Below are 19,253 nucleotides of genomic sequence, written 5' to 3'. Positions count from 1 at the left end.
TATACTGGGCTTATTACTCAACCTAAACAAAGTTCTAGGCTAAATCGGCTGCGCTTGGTAAAGACGCAAATGCACCATAACGGCTTACAGCAAAAGCGCCAGCTTTAGCTGCATAAGCAATGGTTTGTTCGATGTTAGCTGGGGTTTGGCAAAACGCTTTAAAACTTTGTTTGTTTTCACAGTGCTGACCAACCTTTGACAGCATGCCGCCAATAAACGCATCGCCTGCGGCTGTGGTATCAACTACTTTTGTAGCTGGTGGGCTAACTTGACCTTTAAAGTCTGCGTGATAAAAGCTGATTGCTTCGCCGCCATTGGTAACTAGCAAACAGGTTACACCGGCCTTTAAAATGGCATCAATAGTATGCTCAAGTGGCATTTCTTGATGGCTTCTTTGATTTAAAAACTCAAGCTCTTCAAATGAGAGTTTAACGATATCTGCCAGAGAAATAACATGCCACATTCTATCAAGCGTATGGCGCATACTTGGCCACAGGTTTTCGCGCAGATTCATATCAAAGCTACAAATTGCACCAGCTTTTTTCGCCTGCGTTAAACCATAAATCGTGGTTTGATAGATATTGTGCTCAGTCAAACTGTTACTGCATACATGCATGATGGCGTGATTTGCAAACATTGCATGCTCAAAGTCGTCCACTCGATACAGTAAATCGGCAGCTGGTGGGCGATAAAAACTAAACGAGCGTTCGCCATTTTCATCAAGTGATACAAACGCCAATGCTGTTTTAGCCGCATCGGTGAATGTACAGTAATCAGTGTTTACCGCATGCTGCTCAAGCTCTTGTTTAATAAAGTGACCGAACATATCATCGCCTAGCATACCGCAAAAGCTGGTGTTTAGGCCTAGTTTTGCTGCTGCAACAGCCACATTAGCTGGTGCGCCACCTGCGTATTTGGTAAATGACTCTGGTTGTTTACCATCTGATAAAAAGTCGATTAATGCTTCGCCAAAACACACTAAACTCATTATGCATTCCTCAAGGTTAAGGTTCTTAATACTTCGTAGCAGGCACCCATAGTATGGTAGTCGGTTTTGCCTGCTGGCGATTTTTCGTCACTGTAGGGTTGGTTTTGTGCTGATAAAATGCGATACCACGCACCATATTGGTGATCTACCATATGTTGCCAACTGTACTGCCAAATTTTTTCGTACCATTGCCAATAGCTTTCGTCATTTGTAGCATCAGCGAGTAGGGCTGCTGCGGCTAATGATTCGGCCTGCACCCAAAAGTATTTATCGCTATCACAAATTTGTTTATCTGGTGCAAAGCCATAGAAAATGCCCCCATGTTGCTGATCCCACGCGATGCTGAGTGTTTCATCAAACAGGCTTTTAGCGCGCGTTACCAGCCAAGGTTCATCAATATGACGGTTTAAAATAAGTAACAGTTTTGCCCATTCAGTTTGATGACCTGGTTGAAATCCCCAAGGTCTAAATAAATGCTGCGGGTCATCTTTGTTGTAATCTAAATCGAGTTGCCAATTTTTAGAATAGTGTTCCCAGACAAACTGTTGGCTCTGTGCAGCCAGTTTTACTGTGAAAGTTTCGGCAAGTTGTTTAGCACGTTTTAAATAACGGGTCTCGTTGGTTGCTTCAAAACACATCAGTAAGGCTTCGCATAAATGCATATTGGCATTTTGGCCGCGATAGTCATCTGCACAGCTAAAATCGGCATTTTGCTCATCTAAATAGGCATTATGCTGGGGTTCAAAGTAGTGCTGCTCTAATAAATCCCAAACTTGCGAAAGGGTATCTTTGCAGTCGTTTACCCCTGCTTTTAAGGCTACTGCGTTTGCAAGCATAACAAAGGCAAGCCCGTAGCAATGATTGGTGTCGTCTAACACGGTTACTTTGCCGTTATCATCTTGCTCAATAAGCCAAGCATAACCACCAGATGCTTGTTTATGCGCATGTTCAAGGTGAGCTAAACCATGTTTAGTAAGGCTTAAATATTCTGGCTCTTTAAACTCTATGTACGCCATTGCATAGTTAAAAACAAAGCGGGTGCTCGAGACTAAATGGCGAGTGTGTTTATCGTAGATCGCGCCATTATTTTTAAAGAACTGATAAAAGCCAGCTAAGCCATGGGCTGAATGATCAACACAATGGGGGTGATAAAAAGCAAGGGTATCTTGAATATGCTGCTTAAGAAAATCAGGGCTTTTAAAGTTAACTGTGGCCATGCGTTATTAATAAATCTGTGTACATCTTGCAACTATAGCAGGAAATAAAAAATTTGGAACGTTCCTAGTAAATCTTTGTGCTATTTTTACTTCAATGTGTAGAATCAAAGGTAACTTGTTAACGGAGTGAAAACCACGTGAGTGAAATAAATACAAACCAATCGTTTGTCGCCGATGGTTCGCAGCAAAATAAAAACTACCTGCTACCACTGACAGCAATGACAACCCTGTTCTTTTTATGGGGTTTTATTACAGTTTTAAATGACGTGTTGATCCCGCGCTTAAAAGGGGTATTCGATTTAACCTACACAGAAGCAATGCTGGTTCAGTTTTGTTTCTTTGGTGCTTACTTTATTGTGTCGCTACCAGCGGGTATGTTGGTTAAAAAAATGGGCTACAAAAATGGTGTACTAACTGGCTTAGTCGTAGCATCAATTGGCTGTATGTTATTTTACCCAGCGGTTGTAGTACATGAGTACTGGTTATTTTTAGGTGCGTTATTTGTATTAGCGGCAGGTATTACCGTATTACAGGTATCTGCTAACCCGTACGTTGTGGCGTTAGGTCCTGAAAAAACGGCGTCGTCACGTTTAAATTTAGCTCAAGCACTTAACTCACTCGGTACCACAGTTGGTCCATATGTGGGTGGTATTTTATTCTTTGGTACAGCAGGCACGTTAGCTGCAAACGCGGCCACCGCTGAATCTGTCAAAGTGCCTTACCTCATGCTTGCAGCTGCACTACTGACCATTGCTGTAGTATTTGCCTTCTTTAAATTACCCGTGATTGCAGAGCACACAGAAGAGCAAGACTGCAAAGCGAAAGGCCACAGCCTAGCTGAAGCACCTCATTTAATGATGGGTGTTGTAGGTATCTTCTGTTACGTCGGTGCTGAGGTTTCAATTGGTAGCTTCTTAGTAAACTACTTTGGCGAAGCGCACATTGCTGGCCTTGAAGAGCATGCGGCGGCAAGCCTAATTGCTTATTATTGGGGCGGTGCAATGGTGGGTCGTTTCATTGGCTCTGCAGCATTGCAAAAGATTGCGCCTTCAAAAGCGTTATTCTTTAATGCCATGATGGTTATTGTATTGCTGTTAGTGACTATATTCACTGAAGGTGATGTGGCGCTTTATTCAGTACTTGCGATTGGTTTATTTAATTCAATCATGTTCCCGACTATTTTCTCTGTTGCTATTGAAGGCCTAGGTTCACTCACAAGTAAAGGTTCGGGTTGGTTATGTTTAGCAATCGTTGGTGGCGCCTTAGTACCATTAGTACAAGGTGTGGTAGCTGATACAGTAAACATTCAACAAAGCTTCTTTGTACCTGTGATTTGTTATGCTTTTATCGCTTGGTATGGCTTAAACGTTGTACGTTTAGCAGATAGCTGGAAAAAACGCATCAACTAAAAATAACTATTAATAAAAACCCCGCACAGAGTTGCGGGGTTTTTTTGTGCCATTTTTTGCTTTAGCCAACAAAATTAGATGACAGAATGATTTAATGAATACGTATTCAGGGGTGATTAAAGCGGTAATTTATAGGAACGTTCCAAAGAGTGTTTTGCTGCTTTTTATTAATGTGGCTTTAGAAGTTGAATGTGCTGCCGCTAATAAAGTAATTGATTTATAAAGAAAGCGTACTTTAATTATAAGTAACGATTTCCTAGTTTTAGCTTAATTTTATAAGACAAATGGCTTTAAATTTGTTAAATATAAAAGTGCTAACAACGAAAAAAATAACAAATAGGTTTGTCATGCAAAGCTCCAAAAGCACTTTGAAATTTACCACCAAGGTAACTGCGGCTGCATCACTGGTTTTAGTGATTGTGCTCGGATTATTTACCGTCAATAATTTCGTCTCTATGCGCAGTCAAACACAGGAACAACTTTCGCTTGTTCTGCAAGAGATTTCTCAATCAGTATCGCAAAATATAGCTAACTGGTTAAACGCTAAATTAGCGATTGTTTCGTCTGTCGCAGACACCTATCAGCTAGGTGATAGTAAAGAGTTAACACTTAAACAACTAAACACAGCCGACAAAGCAGGTGATTTTAAAAATACCTATATTGGCATCACTGATGGCACTTTTGTATTGAATGATCAATCGGTTGTCTTACCACCCGATTACGATGCTACCAAACGTCCATGGTACAAACTTGTTGAAAATAAAAGCAGTACTGCGTTTACAGCCCCTTATATTGATGTAACTACCAATGAACTAACTATTTCTGCTGTAGCGCCAATGCAAGCAAACGGTGTGTTTAGTGGTGTTGCGGGTGCCGACATCGACATGAAAACGATTACCAAAATCGTCAACGAAATTGACTTTTTAGGGTTTGGTTATGGCTTTTTACTTGATAGCGAAGGACATATTTTAAGCCACCCAGAAACGAAGTTTATCGATAAAAACATGCGTGACTTATTTGGCAAAGACTTATCGCTTCAATCTGAGTTTGTTGAAGTTCAAATTGATGACTCAGACAAATTAGTATCGTTTACCAAGGTTAAAGGTATTCAAAACGTTGATTGGTATTTAGGTGTAGTTATTAACGAAGAAATAGCTTATTCATCGGTTGCCTCATTTAGAAATATGGCAGCTATTTATATGCTGTTAGGTATTGTCGCGATTGTACTGATGATGCAGTTTTTACTTCGCTACTTAATGCGCCCAATGCAGCGCTTGAACGATGCAATTAAGGATATTGCACAAGGCGAGGGGGATTTAACCCGTCGTCTTGAAGTTGAAAATAATGACGAGTTTGGTGAGTTGAGCCATTACTTTAATGCGTTCATCGAGAAGATTCATACATCAATCGAGCAAGTTAAAAATACCACCGTTGAGCTTGAGCGCTTAGTTGAGAGTTTAGTTAATCAAACGCAAGGCACGCTCGACATGTATGCTGACCAAACAAAGCGTACAGATAACGTAGCAACTGCAATCAATGAACTGACATCGAGTGCGGTAGAAATCTCAAATAGTGCAAGTAATGCGTCAACGTTAGCAACCAGTGCTAACAGCCAATCATTACAAAGCCAATCTGCATTAGCTGATAATTTAACGGCAATTAATGCCTTGTCTCGCAATATGGAGCAGGCACAAAAAACCATTAATAGTTTAGATGCACACACCGTAAGCATCGGCCAAGTGCTTGAAGTGATCAAAGGGGTTAGTGAGCAAACTAATTTACTAGCCCTTAATGCTGCAATTGAAGCTGCCCGTGCGGGTGAAGCGGGTCGAGGCTTTGCGGTTGTCGCCGACGAAGTACGCCAACTTGCGCATCGTACACAGCAATCAACGCAAGAAATCGAAGACACAATTTCTCAGTTACAACAAGGCTCTGCGTCTGCGGTTGAAGTAATGACTGCAAGTATTCGTGATAGCGAAAAGAGTGTTGAACAAGCACATGTAGCAGGCGATAAAATGGCTGAAGTAACTCGTGCCATTGAGTCAATTGATGAGGTGAACCACAGTGTTGCAAATGCCACGACTGAGCAAAACCAAGTCATTCAAAGCCTAGACAGTGACATACACTCAATTAGCGAGCTTTCTAATCAAGGCCAGAGCAATCTGAATAACACCTTAAACGAGTGTACAAAATTAAAAGCACAGTTTTATGAGCTCGAAAAATTAGTGCTCAAATTTAAAGTTTAGTTGTTAAGAGACTGCAATTTTGGATCAAAACTGGCTTAATGCCATTACTTTAAACAGTGTCGACACGGCGGATAAACAGCGCCGTGCCTTCACCTTATTTACCATGGCTTTTTTTGCCATTGTTTTAATCACTTCTTTGGTGTTATCTAACTATCAAATTTACGCTTTACCATTAACTATTATGTTGGTTGTGAGTGATGTAACCATCGTGCTGTGCATGCTGTATTACTTTCGCACAGGTGCTCTGGTGCCTGTTAGCTGCATTATTTTATCTATTATCTTATTGCTTTGTCTGGCCTTAGTGTACACCGGTGGTAAAGAGAATACCGCTTTATATTGGCTAATGTTTTACCCTATTGTGGCTTATGTCACCTTAGGGTTAAAAGTGGGCAGTGTGTTGGTTGGGATTATGTATGCTAGTGCAGTTGCACTGCTGTTTAGCCCTAATTTTGGTCAAGCACACTATGGGCAAGTTGAAACTTCACGCTTTTTAGCGTCCTTTAGTTTAGTAATTTTGTTCGCTGCGATTAGTGAATACTTTAGACAAAAAAGCCATCAAAAAATTGCTGGTATTACCTTAATAGAAAAACGCGATGCATTGACTGACCCACTTACAGGTCTTGCTAATCGTCGTTATATTTATGAACATATTCAACCCCGCCTTGAAGCTGAAGCGGCAAACTACTTACCTATGTCGGTATTATTAATTGATTTAGATAATTTTAAGTCACTCAACGATAGTTATGGCCATGATTTTGGTGATCAAGTACTTATTGCATTTACTTCTATGTTGCACGATAAACTGCGAGGAACCGATATAAAAGCACGCTATGGTGGCGAAGAGTTTATTATTTTGCTACCTAAAACAGGGCTAACAATTGCACACTCTGTAGCTGAAAAGTTGCGCGCTTTTGTTGCTCAAAAACAGATCCCCTATGATGTTGGGCAATCTATATCTATAACTTGCAGTATTGGTATTGCCAGCCTCGAAAGGGGAAGCCAATTTAGTAAAGCAATTAAGCATGCTGATGAAAACTTGTATAAGGCCAAAGCAAAAGGGCGCAATCTAGTTGTGTCAGGTTTAAGTGAGGTTTATTAAATGGCAAAGCTAATTTATGTTTATGACCCAATGTGTAGTTGGTGCTGGGGCTTCAGAGAAACTTGGTTAAAGCTTCAAGCAGCCATTGGCGACAAACTTGCTATTGAATATAAAGTGGGTGGCCTTGCGCCTGATTCAGATGAGCCAATGCGAAAAGAAATGCAGCAGTTTTTACAGCAAACATGGCAGCGCATTGAGCAGCAACTTGGCACACCATTTAATCATGAGTTTTGGCATACCGCGCAACCACGCCGCTCTACTTACCCAGCATGCCGTGCAGTGCTTGTCGCAAGGCAGCAAAATAAAGAGCAAGAGATGCTTTATGCCATTCAAAAAGCCTACTACCTAGATGCACAAAATCCATCTGACATCAGCACCCTTGCAAGCCTTGCTGAGCAAATAGGGTTAGATAAAAATGCATTTATTCACGAAATAGAAAGTGAAAAAATAAATTCATTACTTATGGAGGAAATAAACCAAGCGAGAAGCTTACCAATTCAAGGCTTTCCGTCTTTAGTCCTTGAAAATAAAGGGCTATATGCTGCTGTCCCTGTTAATTATCAAGACTGGCAAAGTACTTATCAGCAAATAACATCTCATATTTAGTTCCCGAAACCCTGCAACTTTTGCCTTATCTTTGCACAATATAAACTAATTGTTACAGCTGTCATATTTTTGTATTTTTTGCGCAACATGCTTGTCATTTTTCATCGTTATCCTTTCGCACAATAAAACAACCCAACTAGCAAATTAAGCTAACTTAACGAGTAAAGGTGTATGCGATGAAAGGCGTTAAACCACTGATTTTAGCAGGTATTGTAGCGGCATCTGCAGCAGTACATGCAAACGATCTAGATAAAGTAATTGATAAAAGCAGCGAGATAAACAAATCTGCGGCGCAATCACAAACTAAAATCGACAAGATTGCAGATTCAATGCAAGGTCGTTTACAACAATTCAAAGCCCTTAATAAAGAAATTGACGGCTTAACTGTTTATAACGCGCAACTTACTAAGCAATTAAATAACCAAATTGCAGAAATGGACGCGTTAAACGAGTCAATGGATCAGGTATCGGTTATCGAGCGTCAAATTACGCCGTTAATGATGCGTATGATCACAGGTCTTGAGCAATTCGTTGCACTAGACGTGCCTTTCTTAACTGAAGAACGTAGCAAGCGTATTGCATCATTAAAAGAAATGATGGACCGCGCAGACATTACTTCAAGTGAAAAATTCCGCCGCTTACTTGAAGCTTACCAAGTAGAAGTTGATTACGGTCGCACTATCGAAGCGTACACATCATTACTGAATGTAGATGGCCAAGAGCGCGAAGTGGATTTCTTACGCATCGGTCGTTTAGAACTTATTTATTTAACACGCGACGGCAAAAAAGCAGGTAGCTGGGATAAAGAAACAAAATCGTTTGTTGAATTACCGGATTCTGCAATCAGCCAAATCAACAAAGGTTTACGCATTGCACGTAAGCAACTTGCCCCAGATATGTTAACACTGCCAGTCCACGCTGCTGAATAAGAGGTTTGAGATGAAATTATTAACGAAAATGACAAAAATGGCCGTGTTTGCAGCTGGCCTTGGTTTTGCTGGTAGCAGCCTAGCAGCTGAGCCAATGGATTTAGACTCATTACTAAAAACATTAGAGCAAGGTAAAGCACAGCAAAGCGCTGAAAATAAACAACGTGAACAAGAGTTCATGGCGCGTCAAAACGAACAAGTACAAATGCTTAAAGATACACAAGCAAAACGTACTGCAATGCTTAACGAGTCTGAGCGTTTAGAGACTCAATTTGAAGAAAACGAAGTAAAGCTAGCTAACTTAACTGACACGCTTTCAAACCGCATGGGTTCACTTAAAGAGCTATTCGGTGTGTTACAACAAGTAGCGGGTGATTCAAGCAATAAATTCATGACGTCAGTTGTTTCTGCAGAGCTTCCTGGTCGTAGTAACTTCATGGATGAGCTGGCACAAAAAATGGGTTCAACGTCAAAGCTTGCTTCTATCGATGATATCGAAAAAGTATGGTTTGAATTACAGCGCGAAATGACTGAGCAAGGTAAAGTATCTCGCTTTACAACCGATGTTATCGTCGAAGGTGGCAGCAAAGCACAAAAAGAAGTGGTGCGCGTTGGTGCATTTAACTTAATCGCAGATGGTAAATACCTAGAGTACACACCAGCTACAAATACAATCAGCCAGCTTACGCGTCAGCCTAGCAGCCGTTACACAGCAACTGCAGCTGATTTACAACAAGCAAACTCAGGTGTTGTACCGTTTGCACTTGACCCAACTGGCGGTTCAATCTTAGGTCTTTTAGTACAAGCACCAGATACTGAAGAGCAAGTTCACCAAGGTGGTACGGTTGGTTACATCATCTTAGGTGTTGGCTTAATCGCTTTACTAATCGCACTTGAGCGTTTTGTATCTCTAATGATTATGGGTAGCAAAATCCGTCGTCAACTTAAAGACACAGTGGCACGTGATGACAACCCTCTTGGTCGCGTAATGAAAGTGAAAGATCAGTACCCAGATGTAGCGTACGACACGCTTGAGCTTAAATTAAGCGAAGCAATCATTCGTGAAATGCCAAAAATTACTCGTAACCTGACGCTAATTAAGATTATCTCTGTGGTAGCACCACTACTTGGTCTACTAGGTACGGTAACCGGTATGATTAACACCTTCCAAGCAATTACCTTGTTTGGTACAGGTGACCCTAAACTAATGGCGGGTGGTATTTCTCAGGCACTTGTAACAACGGTACTTGGTCTGGTTGTGGCTATCCCAACAGTATTCTTATACACACTTCTTAACACGCGCTCTAAAAACATGCTGTTGATTTTACAAGAGCAAAGCGCAGGTATCATCGCAGAGCGAAGCGAGAAAGGAGCATAAATCATGGTGCTATTGATTGATGCAATCAATGCTCTACGTGATTTCCTCGACACAGGTGGCCAAGTTCTCTTGGTCATCGGGGTCCTCATCTTCGCGATGTGGTTATTGATACTTGAGCGTTTTATGTACTTCTTTGGTGGCTTTAAACGCTACAAGAAAGACGTAAAAAGCACTTGGAGCAATAGAGCAGAGCGTAACAGCTGGAACGCAGAGCAAATTCGCCAAGCGATGATTTCACGCGCTGGCATGCAACTAAATAATAACCTTGCGCTAATCAACGTAATGGTTGCGTTATGTCCACTTTTAGGTCTGTTAGGTACCGTAACTGGCATGATCGAAGTATTTGATGTAATGGCAATCACAGGCACAGGCAGTGCACGTTCGATGGCATCAGGGGTGTCTAAAGCCACTATTCCAACAATGGCCGGCATGGTGGGTGCACTTTCAGGGGTTTTCGCATCAACGTTCTTACAACGTCGTGCAAAACGCGAAGTGCAATTACTTGAAGACAACATGGTCTTAGACCACTAAACGAATTTTAGGGTGATGTGAGCATCACCCACTAGGAGACTAACAATGAGAGCGCCACTAGGTAACCTATTTCAAGAAGACGACGCTGAAGAAATCAACATGACGCCAATGCTAGACGTTGTTTTCATCATGCTTATCTTCTTTATCGTAACAGCATCATTCGTAAAAGAAGCCGGTATTGATGTAAACCGCCCTGAAGCAGCAACAGCAGTGAAAAAAGAGCGTGCCAACATCTTAGTTGCTATTTCTGACAAAGGTGAAATTTGGATCAACAAACGCCAAGTAGATGTTCGTGCAGTTCAAGCAAATATCGAGCGCTTAAAAGCTGAAAACCCACAAGGTAGCGTGGTTATTCAAGCTGATAAGAAAGCCACAACCGATGTACTTATTAAAGTAATGGATGCATCGCGTGCTGCAGGCGCATTTGATGTGTCGATTGCTGCGCAAGAAGCATCATAAGGAATGTGAGCAATGCGTTATATAGTTGCATTAATCATCGCTGGTATCGTGACTGTTATGCTGTTTTTAGGCATGCAGGCACTGATCACCGGTGGTGAAGGGGCCATGTCTGAGCCCGTAAAAGGAAACGTACTTGATTTTGTTCGTCTGAAAAAAGAAGAGACAGTGCAAAAGAAAGAACGTAAACCGCAAAAGCCACCAACGCCAAAAGAGCCACCTCCACCAATGGAATCACCGCAAATGCAAAACAGTGATCCTAACGCGAGTAATGCCAACTTTGACTTTGGTGCCAGTGTTGAAGCCGACGTTAACTTAGCTGGCGGCTTAGCCCTTGAATCAAGCGATGGTGAATACCTACCGATTGTAAAAGTAGCGCCTGTTTACCCGCGCCGAGCTTTATCGCGTGGTATCGAAGGCTATGTGATTGTTGAGTTTACAGTAACCAAGCAAGGCACAGTTCGTGACCCGAAAGTGATTAAAGCTGAACCAGAATCACTGTTTGACCGCGCTGCGATGGATGCAGCACTTAAATTTAAATATAAACCGCGCGTTGTTAACGGTGAAGCTGTTGAAGTAGCGGGCGTACAGAACAAAATTTCTTTCCAAATTAACGGTTAGAAAAGAGGAATGCGATTATGAAACCTTTAAAAGTTGCCGTGATTTGCGCGGCTGCTTTCACAAGCAGCCTTGTAGTCCCAAGCGTTGTTAGCATGTTACCAGGTGTGACACTTGCAACAGCTTACGCTGAGGAGCAAAAAACCAAACGAGTACCTGCACTGCGTGAAAAAGTGTATAGCCAATTAGCACGAGCACAAAAGCTGGCTGATGATGGTGATGCAAAAGCAGGGCTAGAAGCACTTGATAGTATTAAAGAGCGCTCTTCAAGCATGAACTCGTATGAAATTGCCATGATGCATAATTTCTACGGTTTTATTTACTACAACGAAAACGACTTAGATAAAGCAATTGCCTCGTTTGAAAAAGTAGTAAACGAAGATGCGATTCCAGAAACATTACGTGTAAGCACCACCTTTAGCTTAGCGCAACTTGCCATGGCTAATAGCGATTACGAAAAGGTAATCAAATATTTAGCACAGTGGGATGTGATTAACGACAAGCCGAAAACAGATGCTTATTACGTATTAAAATCTCAAGCGTATTATCAGCTTAAAGATTACCAAAAAGGCATTGAGAACATTAACCTAGCTATCGCTGAAGCCGACAGCAAAGGTGAAATGCCAAAAGAAAACTGGTTAATCTTACAGCGTGCTATGTATTACTCACTTAATCAGTCTGACAAGGTGGTAGAGGTACTTGAGCGTTTAGTTAAGCTTTACAACAAGCCAGAGTACTGGGTTCAGTTAGGTGGCATGTACGGTGAAACGGGCGCAGAGAAAAAACAATTAGCGATTTTAGAAGCGGCATATCAACAAGGTTTCATGAAATCTAAATCAGATTTACGTCAATTATCGCAAGTTTATTTATACAACGGCCTGGCTTTTAAAGCGGCGAACGTGATGAGTAAAGCTATGCAAGACGGTGTCGCTGAAAAATCAGCGAAAAACTATGCCTTTGTTGCAGAAGCAATGGTACAAGCAAAAGAGGGTGAAAAGTCACTTGCTTATTTTGCAAAAGCCGCTGATTTAGTGTCGCATGGTCAGTACGAACAACGTATTGCAGAGGTAAGCATTAACCTTGAAAAATATGAAGAAGCAGCGGATGCAGCACGTAAAGCCCTAGATAAAGGCGGCTTAGAGTTTGAATCAAATGTGTATGTTGCCTTAGGTATGGCGCAGTACAATTTACAAAACTTTGATGCCTCGATTTTAGCGTTTGAGCAAGCGGAAAAACACAAAAAGTCGCAGCGTTTAGCTGAGCAATGGATCAAGTATGTGAAGCGTGAAAAAGTGCACGCCGAAACATTACGTACCGCTTTACTCTAAATCGTATTCAACAGGTAAGCGTACAAAAGAACTAATTTATAATCGCAACACCAAAGCTGCCTTCGGGCGGCTTTTTTCCGTTCCTAAAATTTACTAACTTACTCTTTTTAAATAATTAATATTGTCATTTTATGTTTATTAAAGTGTAACTAGTTTGTCATACAGCTCCCGTAAGGTAGTCGCAGTTTAAAACTCAAGTGACCCAAAAGCATTAAGTTTTAGTGCTTTTTCGGTGACTTGAGTTTATGCGCTAACACAATAATTAAATATCTATCTTAACGGAGTGAACAATGAAATTATCTGGCTTATTCAAGGTTAGTCTTGTAGCTACAGCAATCTCTTTAGCAGGTTGTGGCGGTGGTGACATCAACATCAACGTGGACGAAACAGTTGAGCAACCAACTACACCTACTAACCCAACTACACCACCAACAACTGAAGAGTTACCAGGTGTATACAGCCAAAGCCTTTCGAATGAAGTATCTGCTGCATTAGGTCGTGATGTAACAGTTCAAGTTCTTTCAGGCGTAATTACAGAAGATACAACATTATCAACAGACGCATTCTGGGCACTTGATGGTGCAGTATTTGTTGGTAACGATAAAGCAGACAGTGCAACATTAACAATTGAAGCAGGTGCGGTCGTATTCGGTAACAGCGGCTCTGATTACCTAGTTGTTAGCCGTGACTCTAAAATTGAAGCTACAGGTACTAAAAACGACCCTATCATCTTTACTTCTAAGCAAGATGTAGTGGGTGATGAAACATCTGCAGGCCAATGGGGCGGTATGGTGCTTCTTGGTAATGGTATTTCTAATAAGTGTCCTGCTGAAGGCGATTGTGCTCTTCAAGTTGAAGGTGTTGAATCAGGTGCTGTATTTGGCGGTACGGATAACACAGATAATTCAGGTACATTAAAATATGTTGTTGTTAAAAACGCTGGTTATGAAATTGCACCAGACAACGAACTAAATGGTATTACGTTTGGTGCTGTTGGTTCTGGTACTACAGTTGAATACTTACAAGTTCACAATAATTCAGATGATGGTGTTGAATTCTTCGGTGGTGCAGTAAACCTTAAGCACGTTGTATTAACAAGCATCGATGACGATAGCATCGACTGGGACAATGGTTACCAAGGTAAAATGCAATTCGTTTATGTTGAACAAGATCCTGATTCAACAGATGCAAACCGTGGTATTGAAGCAGATAACGACGGTAGCACACCTTCTAAAGAACCAAAATCATTACCAATCATCTCTAACTTAACAATCATCGGTAACAACTTTGATGGTGAAGATGATGCTGAAGGTATCTACCTTCGTGAAGGTACAGGTTTACACCTTTATAACTCAGTGATCACTGGCTCTGATGAAATGGGTGAGTGTTTAGAGATTGAAGGTGCAGAAGACGGTGCTAGCGAAACAGTAAATAACGCTAACGATGGCACTATCTTAATGCAAAACACGTTTATGTCGTGTACTAATGGCGAAAACTTCAAAAATCCAGTTGATGGTAGCGGCAACACGTTACTTGAGCTTGAAACATGGTTTACAGCACAATCTGGTAACGTAATCAATGACAAGCCAATGCTTGGTGCAAACGGTCAACCAATTGCAGGCTCGCCATTACTAGGTGCTGGCCAAGATGTAGCAAATACTGTTGATGCGTTCTTCGATACAGTTGACTTTGTTGGTGCATTAAATGACTCAGATGACTGGCGTGAAGGTTGGGCATTTGGTTACGGTGGCGGTGAAGTAACTGCACCACCAGCAGTAGCAGGTTGTCCATCAGGTACAACGTCAATTTCTCCAGTTGATGGCAGCACAACAACATGTGAAGTGTCTGGTCGCATTACTGCAGATTTAACACTTACTGCGGGTAACTACTACGCATTAAGCGGTGCAGTATTTGTAGGTGATGATAATGCAGATTCAGCTACTTTAACAATCGAGCCAGGCGTAACAGTATATGGCCGTACAGGTGATGATTACTTAGTAATTAGCCGTGGTTCAAAAATTAATGCTAACGGTACTAAAGATGAGCCAATCTCGTTCACTTCAAGCCAAGATGTTATGGGCGGTACTACAGCTGCGGGCCAATGGGGTGGTTTAGTTCTTCTTGGTAATGCGCCATCGAACAAGTGTCCAGCAGAAGGCGATTGTGCACTTCAAGTTGAAGGTGTTGAGTCAGGTGCCGTGTTCGGTGGTACTGATACAACGGATAACTCAGGTACGCTGCGTTATGTTCGTGTGATGAATGGTGGTTACGAAATCGCACCAGATAACGAATTAAACGGTATTACTTTCGGTGGTGTTGGTTCTGGTACTACTGTTGAGTATGTGCAAGTTCACCAAAACGCGGATGACGGTGTTGAATTCTTCGGTGGTAACGTACAAGCGAAGTACTTAGTACTAACAAGCATTCAAGATGACAGCATCGACTGGGACAATGGTTTCCAAGGTAAAATGCAGCATATTCTTGTTAAGCAAGCAGCTGATAACTCAGACGCGAACCGTGGTATTGAAGCAGACAACGATGGTACTACACCGTCTAAAACGCCTAAGTCAAACCCAACAATTGCTAACTTAACAATCATTGGTAATACCTTTGACGGTGAAGATGACTCAGAAGGTATGTACTTCCGTGAAGGTACGGGTGCGCAAATCTATAACACAATCGTAACGGGCCCTGAAGGCATGGGCGAATGTCTTGAGATTGAAGGTGCAGCTTCTGGTGAAAGTGAAACAGTGAACAATGCTCAAGATGGCACCTTAATGATTAAATCATCAGTGATTGCATGTTCTGAAAACTTCAAAGACCCAAGTGGTGTAGATTTCAGCGTTGAGAACTGGTGGACAAACACATTAGGTAACTTAGTTGCTACAGGTCAAACGCAAGTTGTAAATGGTATCTTTACTATCGATACAACAACAGCGACAGACGTTAAAGCAATCGACGGTTTCTTCGATACAACAACGCACATTGGTGCAGTATCTGCTGATAACAACTGGACTGAAGGTTGGACGGTAGGTCTGGAATAACACAGTAAGCGAGGTGCTAAACAACGTGTTTAGCACCTTTAAACAACTTTCTGTAACTTATTTCAGATAGAGGTAAACATGAAACAATATTCAAAACAGTTCAGCTTAACAGCACTAAGCGCAGCTATCTTATGCGGCTTGAGTGTCTCAGCACACGCAGCTGAAGCAGACGAAGAAGCTGTTCTTGAAGAAGTTGTTGTTAGTGCAAGTCGTTTAAAAGGCACTGCAACAGCTGTTCTAGAAGAGCGTAAACAGCAAGCATTCGTTGCTGATATTATGGGTGCAGAGCAAATTTCACGAAGTGGTGATAGTGACGCTGCTGCAGCGCTACGCCGTGTAACAGGTTTAACACTTGTTGATGGTAAATTTATTTATGTACGTGGTCTAGGTGAACGATATTCAAGTACACAGTTAAATAATTCTGCTGTACCAAGCCCAGATCCAACGCGTTCTGTATTACCACTGGATTTATTTCCATCAGGTATTATCGAAAGCTTATCAGTACAAAAATCATATTCACCGTCAATGCCAGCATCTTTTGGTGGTGGTAACGTTGATATTCGCTTGAAATCAATTCCAGATCAATTTGTATTTGATGTGTCGGGTCAGCTTGGTTACAACACCAATAACTTTGATGATGGCCTTGAATACAACGGTGGTTCGGATGATTGGTACGGTGTTGATGATGGCACACGCGAAATTCCACGTCCTATCCTTGATGTATACCAAAGTGGTCAATCGCTTGATGATTTAACACCTGAGCAAAGCCGTGCTTTAGCCCTATCGTTAAATCGCGATTATGATCCAAAATCAGCAAAGGTTGACCCGAATACGAAGTTTACTGCCACATTAGGTAACAGCTTCGAATCAGATAAATGGCGCTACGGTTTCTTATCGTCGCTTAGCTACGATAATAAGCACGTTGTTGCAGATGAGTATCAAGGTCAAGGCTTCTTGATTGGTGAAAACTCAACAACCATGATCCGTGGTTATGACCAAGTACTAAGTACAGAGCACACGGTTAAAACATCAGGGATGGTTACGGTTGGTGTTGAGTATGACAAAGCGCATAAAGTTGACTACACAGCTTTAATCCTACGTGATACTGAAGATAAAATTTCAGATCGTTTAGGTATTGACCAAAACAACAATACCTCAGACAACAAGCGTGTACGTTCGTATGATGTTCGTTATGAAGAGCGTGAGCTGATCGTTAATCAATTAAAAGGTATGCATACTTTTGATTGGTTGAATTACGCGGGTTTTGACTGGAAGTATTCAATTGGTCGCTCAAACCGTTACGCACCAGGTAACATGGAAACTCGTTTCATTGTTACTGATGCCAATGAAGATGGGTTTTACGATACAGTAAACGAAAGCGCACTAACCAATGCAACAACAGCTGCACGTTACACTTTCCAAGATTTGGATGATGAAGTAGAGAACTACGGTTTTAACTTTACGTTGCCTATTATGCTAGATGGCGTGGATGTTGAGCTTAAATCAGGTGCTGATTTTATCTCTAAAGAGCGTTCAGCAACTAACCGTCGTTTTGATATCAATACACGTGCATTCTCAGATGTTGACTTAAACGGAAATGAGTTAAACACTATTTTGTCTGATGATGTACTCTCGAACGCGACACTAACGCAGCCAATCTTAAACGACACAACGGTTTCAGGCGATGACTATAAGTCAGCGCAGAAAGTGGATGCATACTACTTCGAAGCTGATTTCTTCTTCAATAACACATGGCGTATTACCGGTGGTTTACGTTGGGAAGATTTCCGTCAAGTATCTGTTCCTCTTGACCCATTTACTGGTGGCCTTGCATCTTCAATTGATTATGATGAGTTAGATCAGCTCGCATTCCGTGAAGACGACGTTTATAGTGCACTTGCTTTAACTTATGTGCAAAACGACGAAACGCAATGGCGTTTAAGCTATGGTGAAACAGTTGTTCGTCCAGATTTACGTGAGATTTCTGATGCAACTTACATCGACCCACTTACTGAATACCCTGTAGGTGGTACGCCTGGTTTACGTACAACGCAAATCAAAAACTATGATTTCCGCTGGGAAAACTATTTTGATACGGGCGAGAACTTCTCTGTTGGTGTGTTCTATAAAGACATGGTTGATCCAATTGAGTCTGTTCAATCACCTGCACAAGATGGTCCACCATTGGTACGTATTGCTAATGCAGAAGATGGTTATGTTGCGGGTGTTGAATTTGAATACCTGAAAGATTTTGCTTTCTTAGGTGGATTCTGGCAAGACGTGTTCATGACAGGTAACGTGACGTTAAGTGACTCAGAAATCAACATGGACCGTCAGGCGATTGTTGAACAAACAGGAGTTTCTGCAGCGGTTACAAATACAACACGTCGCATGACGGGCCATTCAAAATATGTTGTGAATATGCAGTTAGGCTATGACGCACCTAGTGGGCAGCATGCTTCAACGCTAATCTATAACGTATTTGGTGAGCGAATTATTATTCCTGGCATTGAAGGTCAAGAAGATTGGATGGAGCAACCTTTCCACTCTCTAGACTTTAACTACACCTATTTCCCTGATTTCAACTCAAGCTTGAAGTTCAAAGTGACTAATATCTTGGGCGCAAAATCTGAAATAGAGTCAGCGGGAACTTTAACTCGCTCTAAAGAGAAAGGCACTGAGTTCTCAATTGAGTACAAATACCAGTTCTAATACTCTGACCAAGGAAGGATACAATAATAAATCCTAACGTTGATTTAGCCCTGCACTAGCAGGGCTTTTTTAATTTTTTTGTAATTTAAATAATATACGACTGTCATGGAAATATATGAGTATTTATAGCTGATTTAACAAGGAACAATGGAGTTAATTATGAAGAACATGTTATCAGTAGTAATTTTAAGTGCTTTATGCTCATTCTCAGTTAATGCAACCCAATGTGAAGGATATGTAGATAAGCTGTATAAGCTTTCAAATGGTAAGGTAAAGGTTTCACTAGCTCAATTCTCAAATACTTATGATATTAAAGATGAAAGTGATTTGATTTTAATTACAAATGCAGCATTGGCTAATAAGATTTTAAAATTATCCGTTGTTGAGATGGATGGAAGCATTATTACTAATTCAAATGCAAATTGCGGTGATAATGATGCTGATGATCAATTAACAGTAATAGCTACATCTTTAGATTTTTAATTGTATAAATCCTAACGTTGATTTAGCCCTGCACTAGCAGGGCTTTTTTGTTTCTGTATTGTCTAAAAACCATTGCGTGTTATGGTAGTTCAACGTGTTTAAACAGGGATTAATACCATTCCGCATAAAGATTAAATCAATTTAATCCATTCCCGATTGCACATTTTCTTCACTCGATCCGGGATTGAAATAAAGTGATTCCATGCCTT

15 protein-coding genes are annotated in these 19,253 nt (G+C 41.2%); 13 read left to right on the top strand and 2 right to left on the bottom strand.

The window, feature by feature from the left end:
• Positions 1-34: 34 nt before the first annotated feature.
• Both BIZ38_RS18130 and BIZ38_RS18125 read right to left on the bottom strand, forming a co-directional pair.
• Entirely contained in the window at positions 35-988 is a 954-nt protein-coding gene (locus BIZ38_RS18130; protein ID WP_187490932.1) for a carbohydrate kinase family protein, read from the bottom strand.
• Complete coding sequence (locus BIZ38_RS18125; RefSeq protein ID WP_187490931.1) at positions 988-2,205, bottom strand: AGE family epimerase/isomerase; 1,218 nt, start codon at positions 2,203-2,205, stop codon at positions 988-990. Before BIZ38_RS18125 ends, BIZ38_RS18130 begins: the two co-directional genes overlap by 1 nt.
• Before the next feature lie 137 nt (positions 2,206-2,342).
• Here BIZ38_RS18125 and BIZ38_RS18120 point away from each other — a divergent pair, with 137 nt between their 5' ends.
• From BIZ38_RS18120 to BIZ38_RS18060, 13 genes are all read left to right on the top strand, one after another.
• Complete coding sequence (locus tag BIZ38_RS18120; protein ID WP_166340869.1) at positions 2,343-3,614, top strand: glucose/galactose MFS transporter; 1,272 nt, start codon at positions 2,343-2,345, stop codon at positions 3,612-3,614.
• Between the two features lie 347 nt (positions 3,615-3,961).
• Positions 3,962-5,860 carry a methyl-accepting chemotaxis protein gene (locus tag BIZ38_RS18115; RefSeq protein ID WP_138616700.1) on the top strand — a complete coding sequence of 633 codons (1,899 nt, stop codon included), beginning with the start codon at positions 3,962-3,964 and terminating at the stop codon, positions 5,858-5,860.
• Between the two features lie 19 nt (positions 5,861-5,879).
• The gene (locus BIZ38_RS18110; RefSeq protein ID WP_262387624.1) at positions 5,880-6,959 is read left to right on the top strand and encodes a diguanylate cyclase; all 1,080 of its coding nucleotides are present in this window, start codon (positions 5,880-5,882) and stop codon (positions 6,957-6,959) included.
• The gene (locus tag BIZ38_RS18105) at positions 6,960-7,565 is read left to right on the top strand and encodes a DsbA family protein (RefSeq protein WP_187490930.1); all 606 of its coding nucleotides are present in this window, start codon (positions 6,960-6,962) and stop codon (positions 7,563-7,565) included.
• Positions 7,566-7,741: 176 nt separating this feature from the next.
• The gene (locus tag BIZ38_RS18100; protein ID WP_054552068.1) at positions 7,742-8,494 is read left to right on the top strand and encodes a DUF3450 domain-containing protein; all 753 of its coding nucleotides are present in this window, start codon (positions 7,742-7,744) and stop codon (positions 8,492-8,494) included.
• Positions 8,495-8,504: 10 nt separating this feature from the next.
• On the top strand, positions 8,505-9,872 hold the full coding sequence (locus tag BIZ38_RS18095) for a MotA/TolQ/ExbB proton channel family protein (protein WP_054552069.1): 1,368 nt from the start codon (positions 8,505-8,507) through the stop codon (positions 9,870-9,872).
• Between the two features lie 3 nt (positions 9,873-9,875).
• Entirely contained in the window at positions 9,876-10,403 is a 528-nt protein-coding gene (locus BIZ38_RS18090) for a MotA/TolQ/ExbB proton channel family protein (RefSeq protein WP_054552070.1), read from the top strand.
• A 45-nt stretch (positions 10,404-10,448) separates the two neighbouring features.
• Positions 10,449-10,862 carry an ExbD/TolR family protein gene (locus tag BIZ38_RS18085; protein ID WP_036971869.1) on the top strand — a complete coding sequence of 138 codons (414 nt, stop codon included), beginning with the start codon at positions 10,449-10,451 and terminating at the stop codon, positions 10,860-10,862.
• Between the two features lie 12 nt (positions 10,863-10,874).
• Entirely contained in the window at positions 10,875-11,480 is a 606-nt protein-coding gene (locus tag BIZ38_RS18080; RefSeq protein ID WP_054552071.1) for an energy transducer TonB, read from the top strand.
• 17 nt (positions 11,481-11,497) lie between these two features.
• The gene (locus BIZ38_RS18075; RefSeq protein ID WP_187490929.1) at positions 11,498-12,805 is read left to right on the top strand and encodes a tetratricopeptide repeat protein; all 1,308 of its coding nucleotides are present in this window, start codon (positions 11,498-11,500) and stop codon (positions 12,803-12,805) included.
• 290 nt (positions 12,806-13,095) lie between these two features.
• The gene (locus BIZ38_RS18070) at positions 13,096-15,849 is read left to right on the top strand and encodes a hypothetical protein (protein ID WP_138600834.1); all 2,754 of its coding nucleotides are present in this window, start codon (positions 13,096-13,098) and stop codon (positions 15,847-15,849) included.
• A 78-nt stretch (positions 15,850-15,927) separates the two neighbouring features.
• Positions 15,928-18,561, top strand: a complete 2,634-nt coding sequence (locus BIZ38_RS18065) for a TonB-dependent receptor domain-containing protein (protein ID WP_187490928.1) — start codon at positions 15,928-15,930, stop codon at positions 18,559-18,561.
• 159 nt (positions 18,562-18,720) lie between these two features.
• Positions 18,721-19,044 carry a hypothetical protein gene (locus BIZ38_RS18060; protein ID WP_187490927.1) on the top strand — a complete coding sequence of 108 codons (324 nt, stop codon included), beginning with the start codon at positions 18,721-18,723 and terminating at the stop codon, positions 19,042-19,044.
• Positions 19,045-19,253: the final 209 nt, after the last annotated feature.

It is taken from the genome of Pseudoalteromonas sp. BZK2 (assembly GCF_014349195.1).
In the GTDB taxonomy this organism is placed as follows: Bacteria; Pseudomonadota; Gammaproteobacteria; order Enterobacterales; family Alteromonadaceae; genus Pseudoalteromonas; species Pseudoalteromonas simplex.
This window is presented reverse-complemented; position numbering and strand designations above follow the sequence as displayed.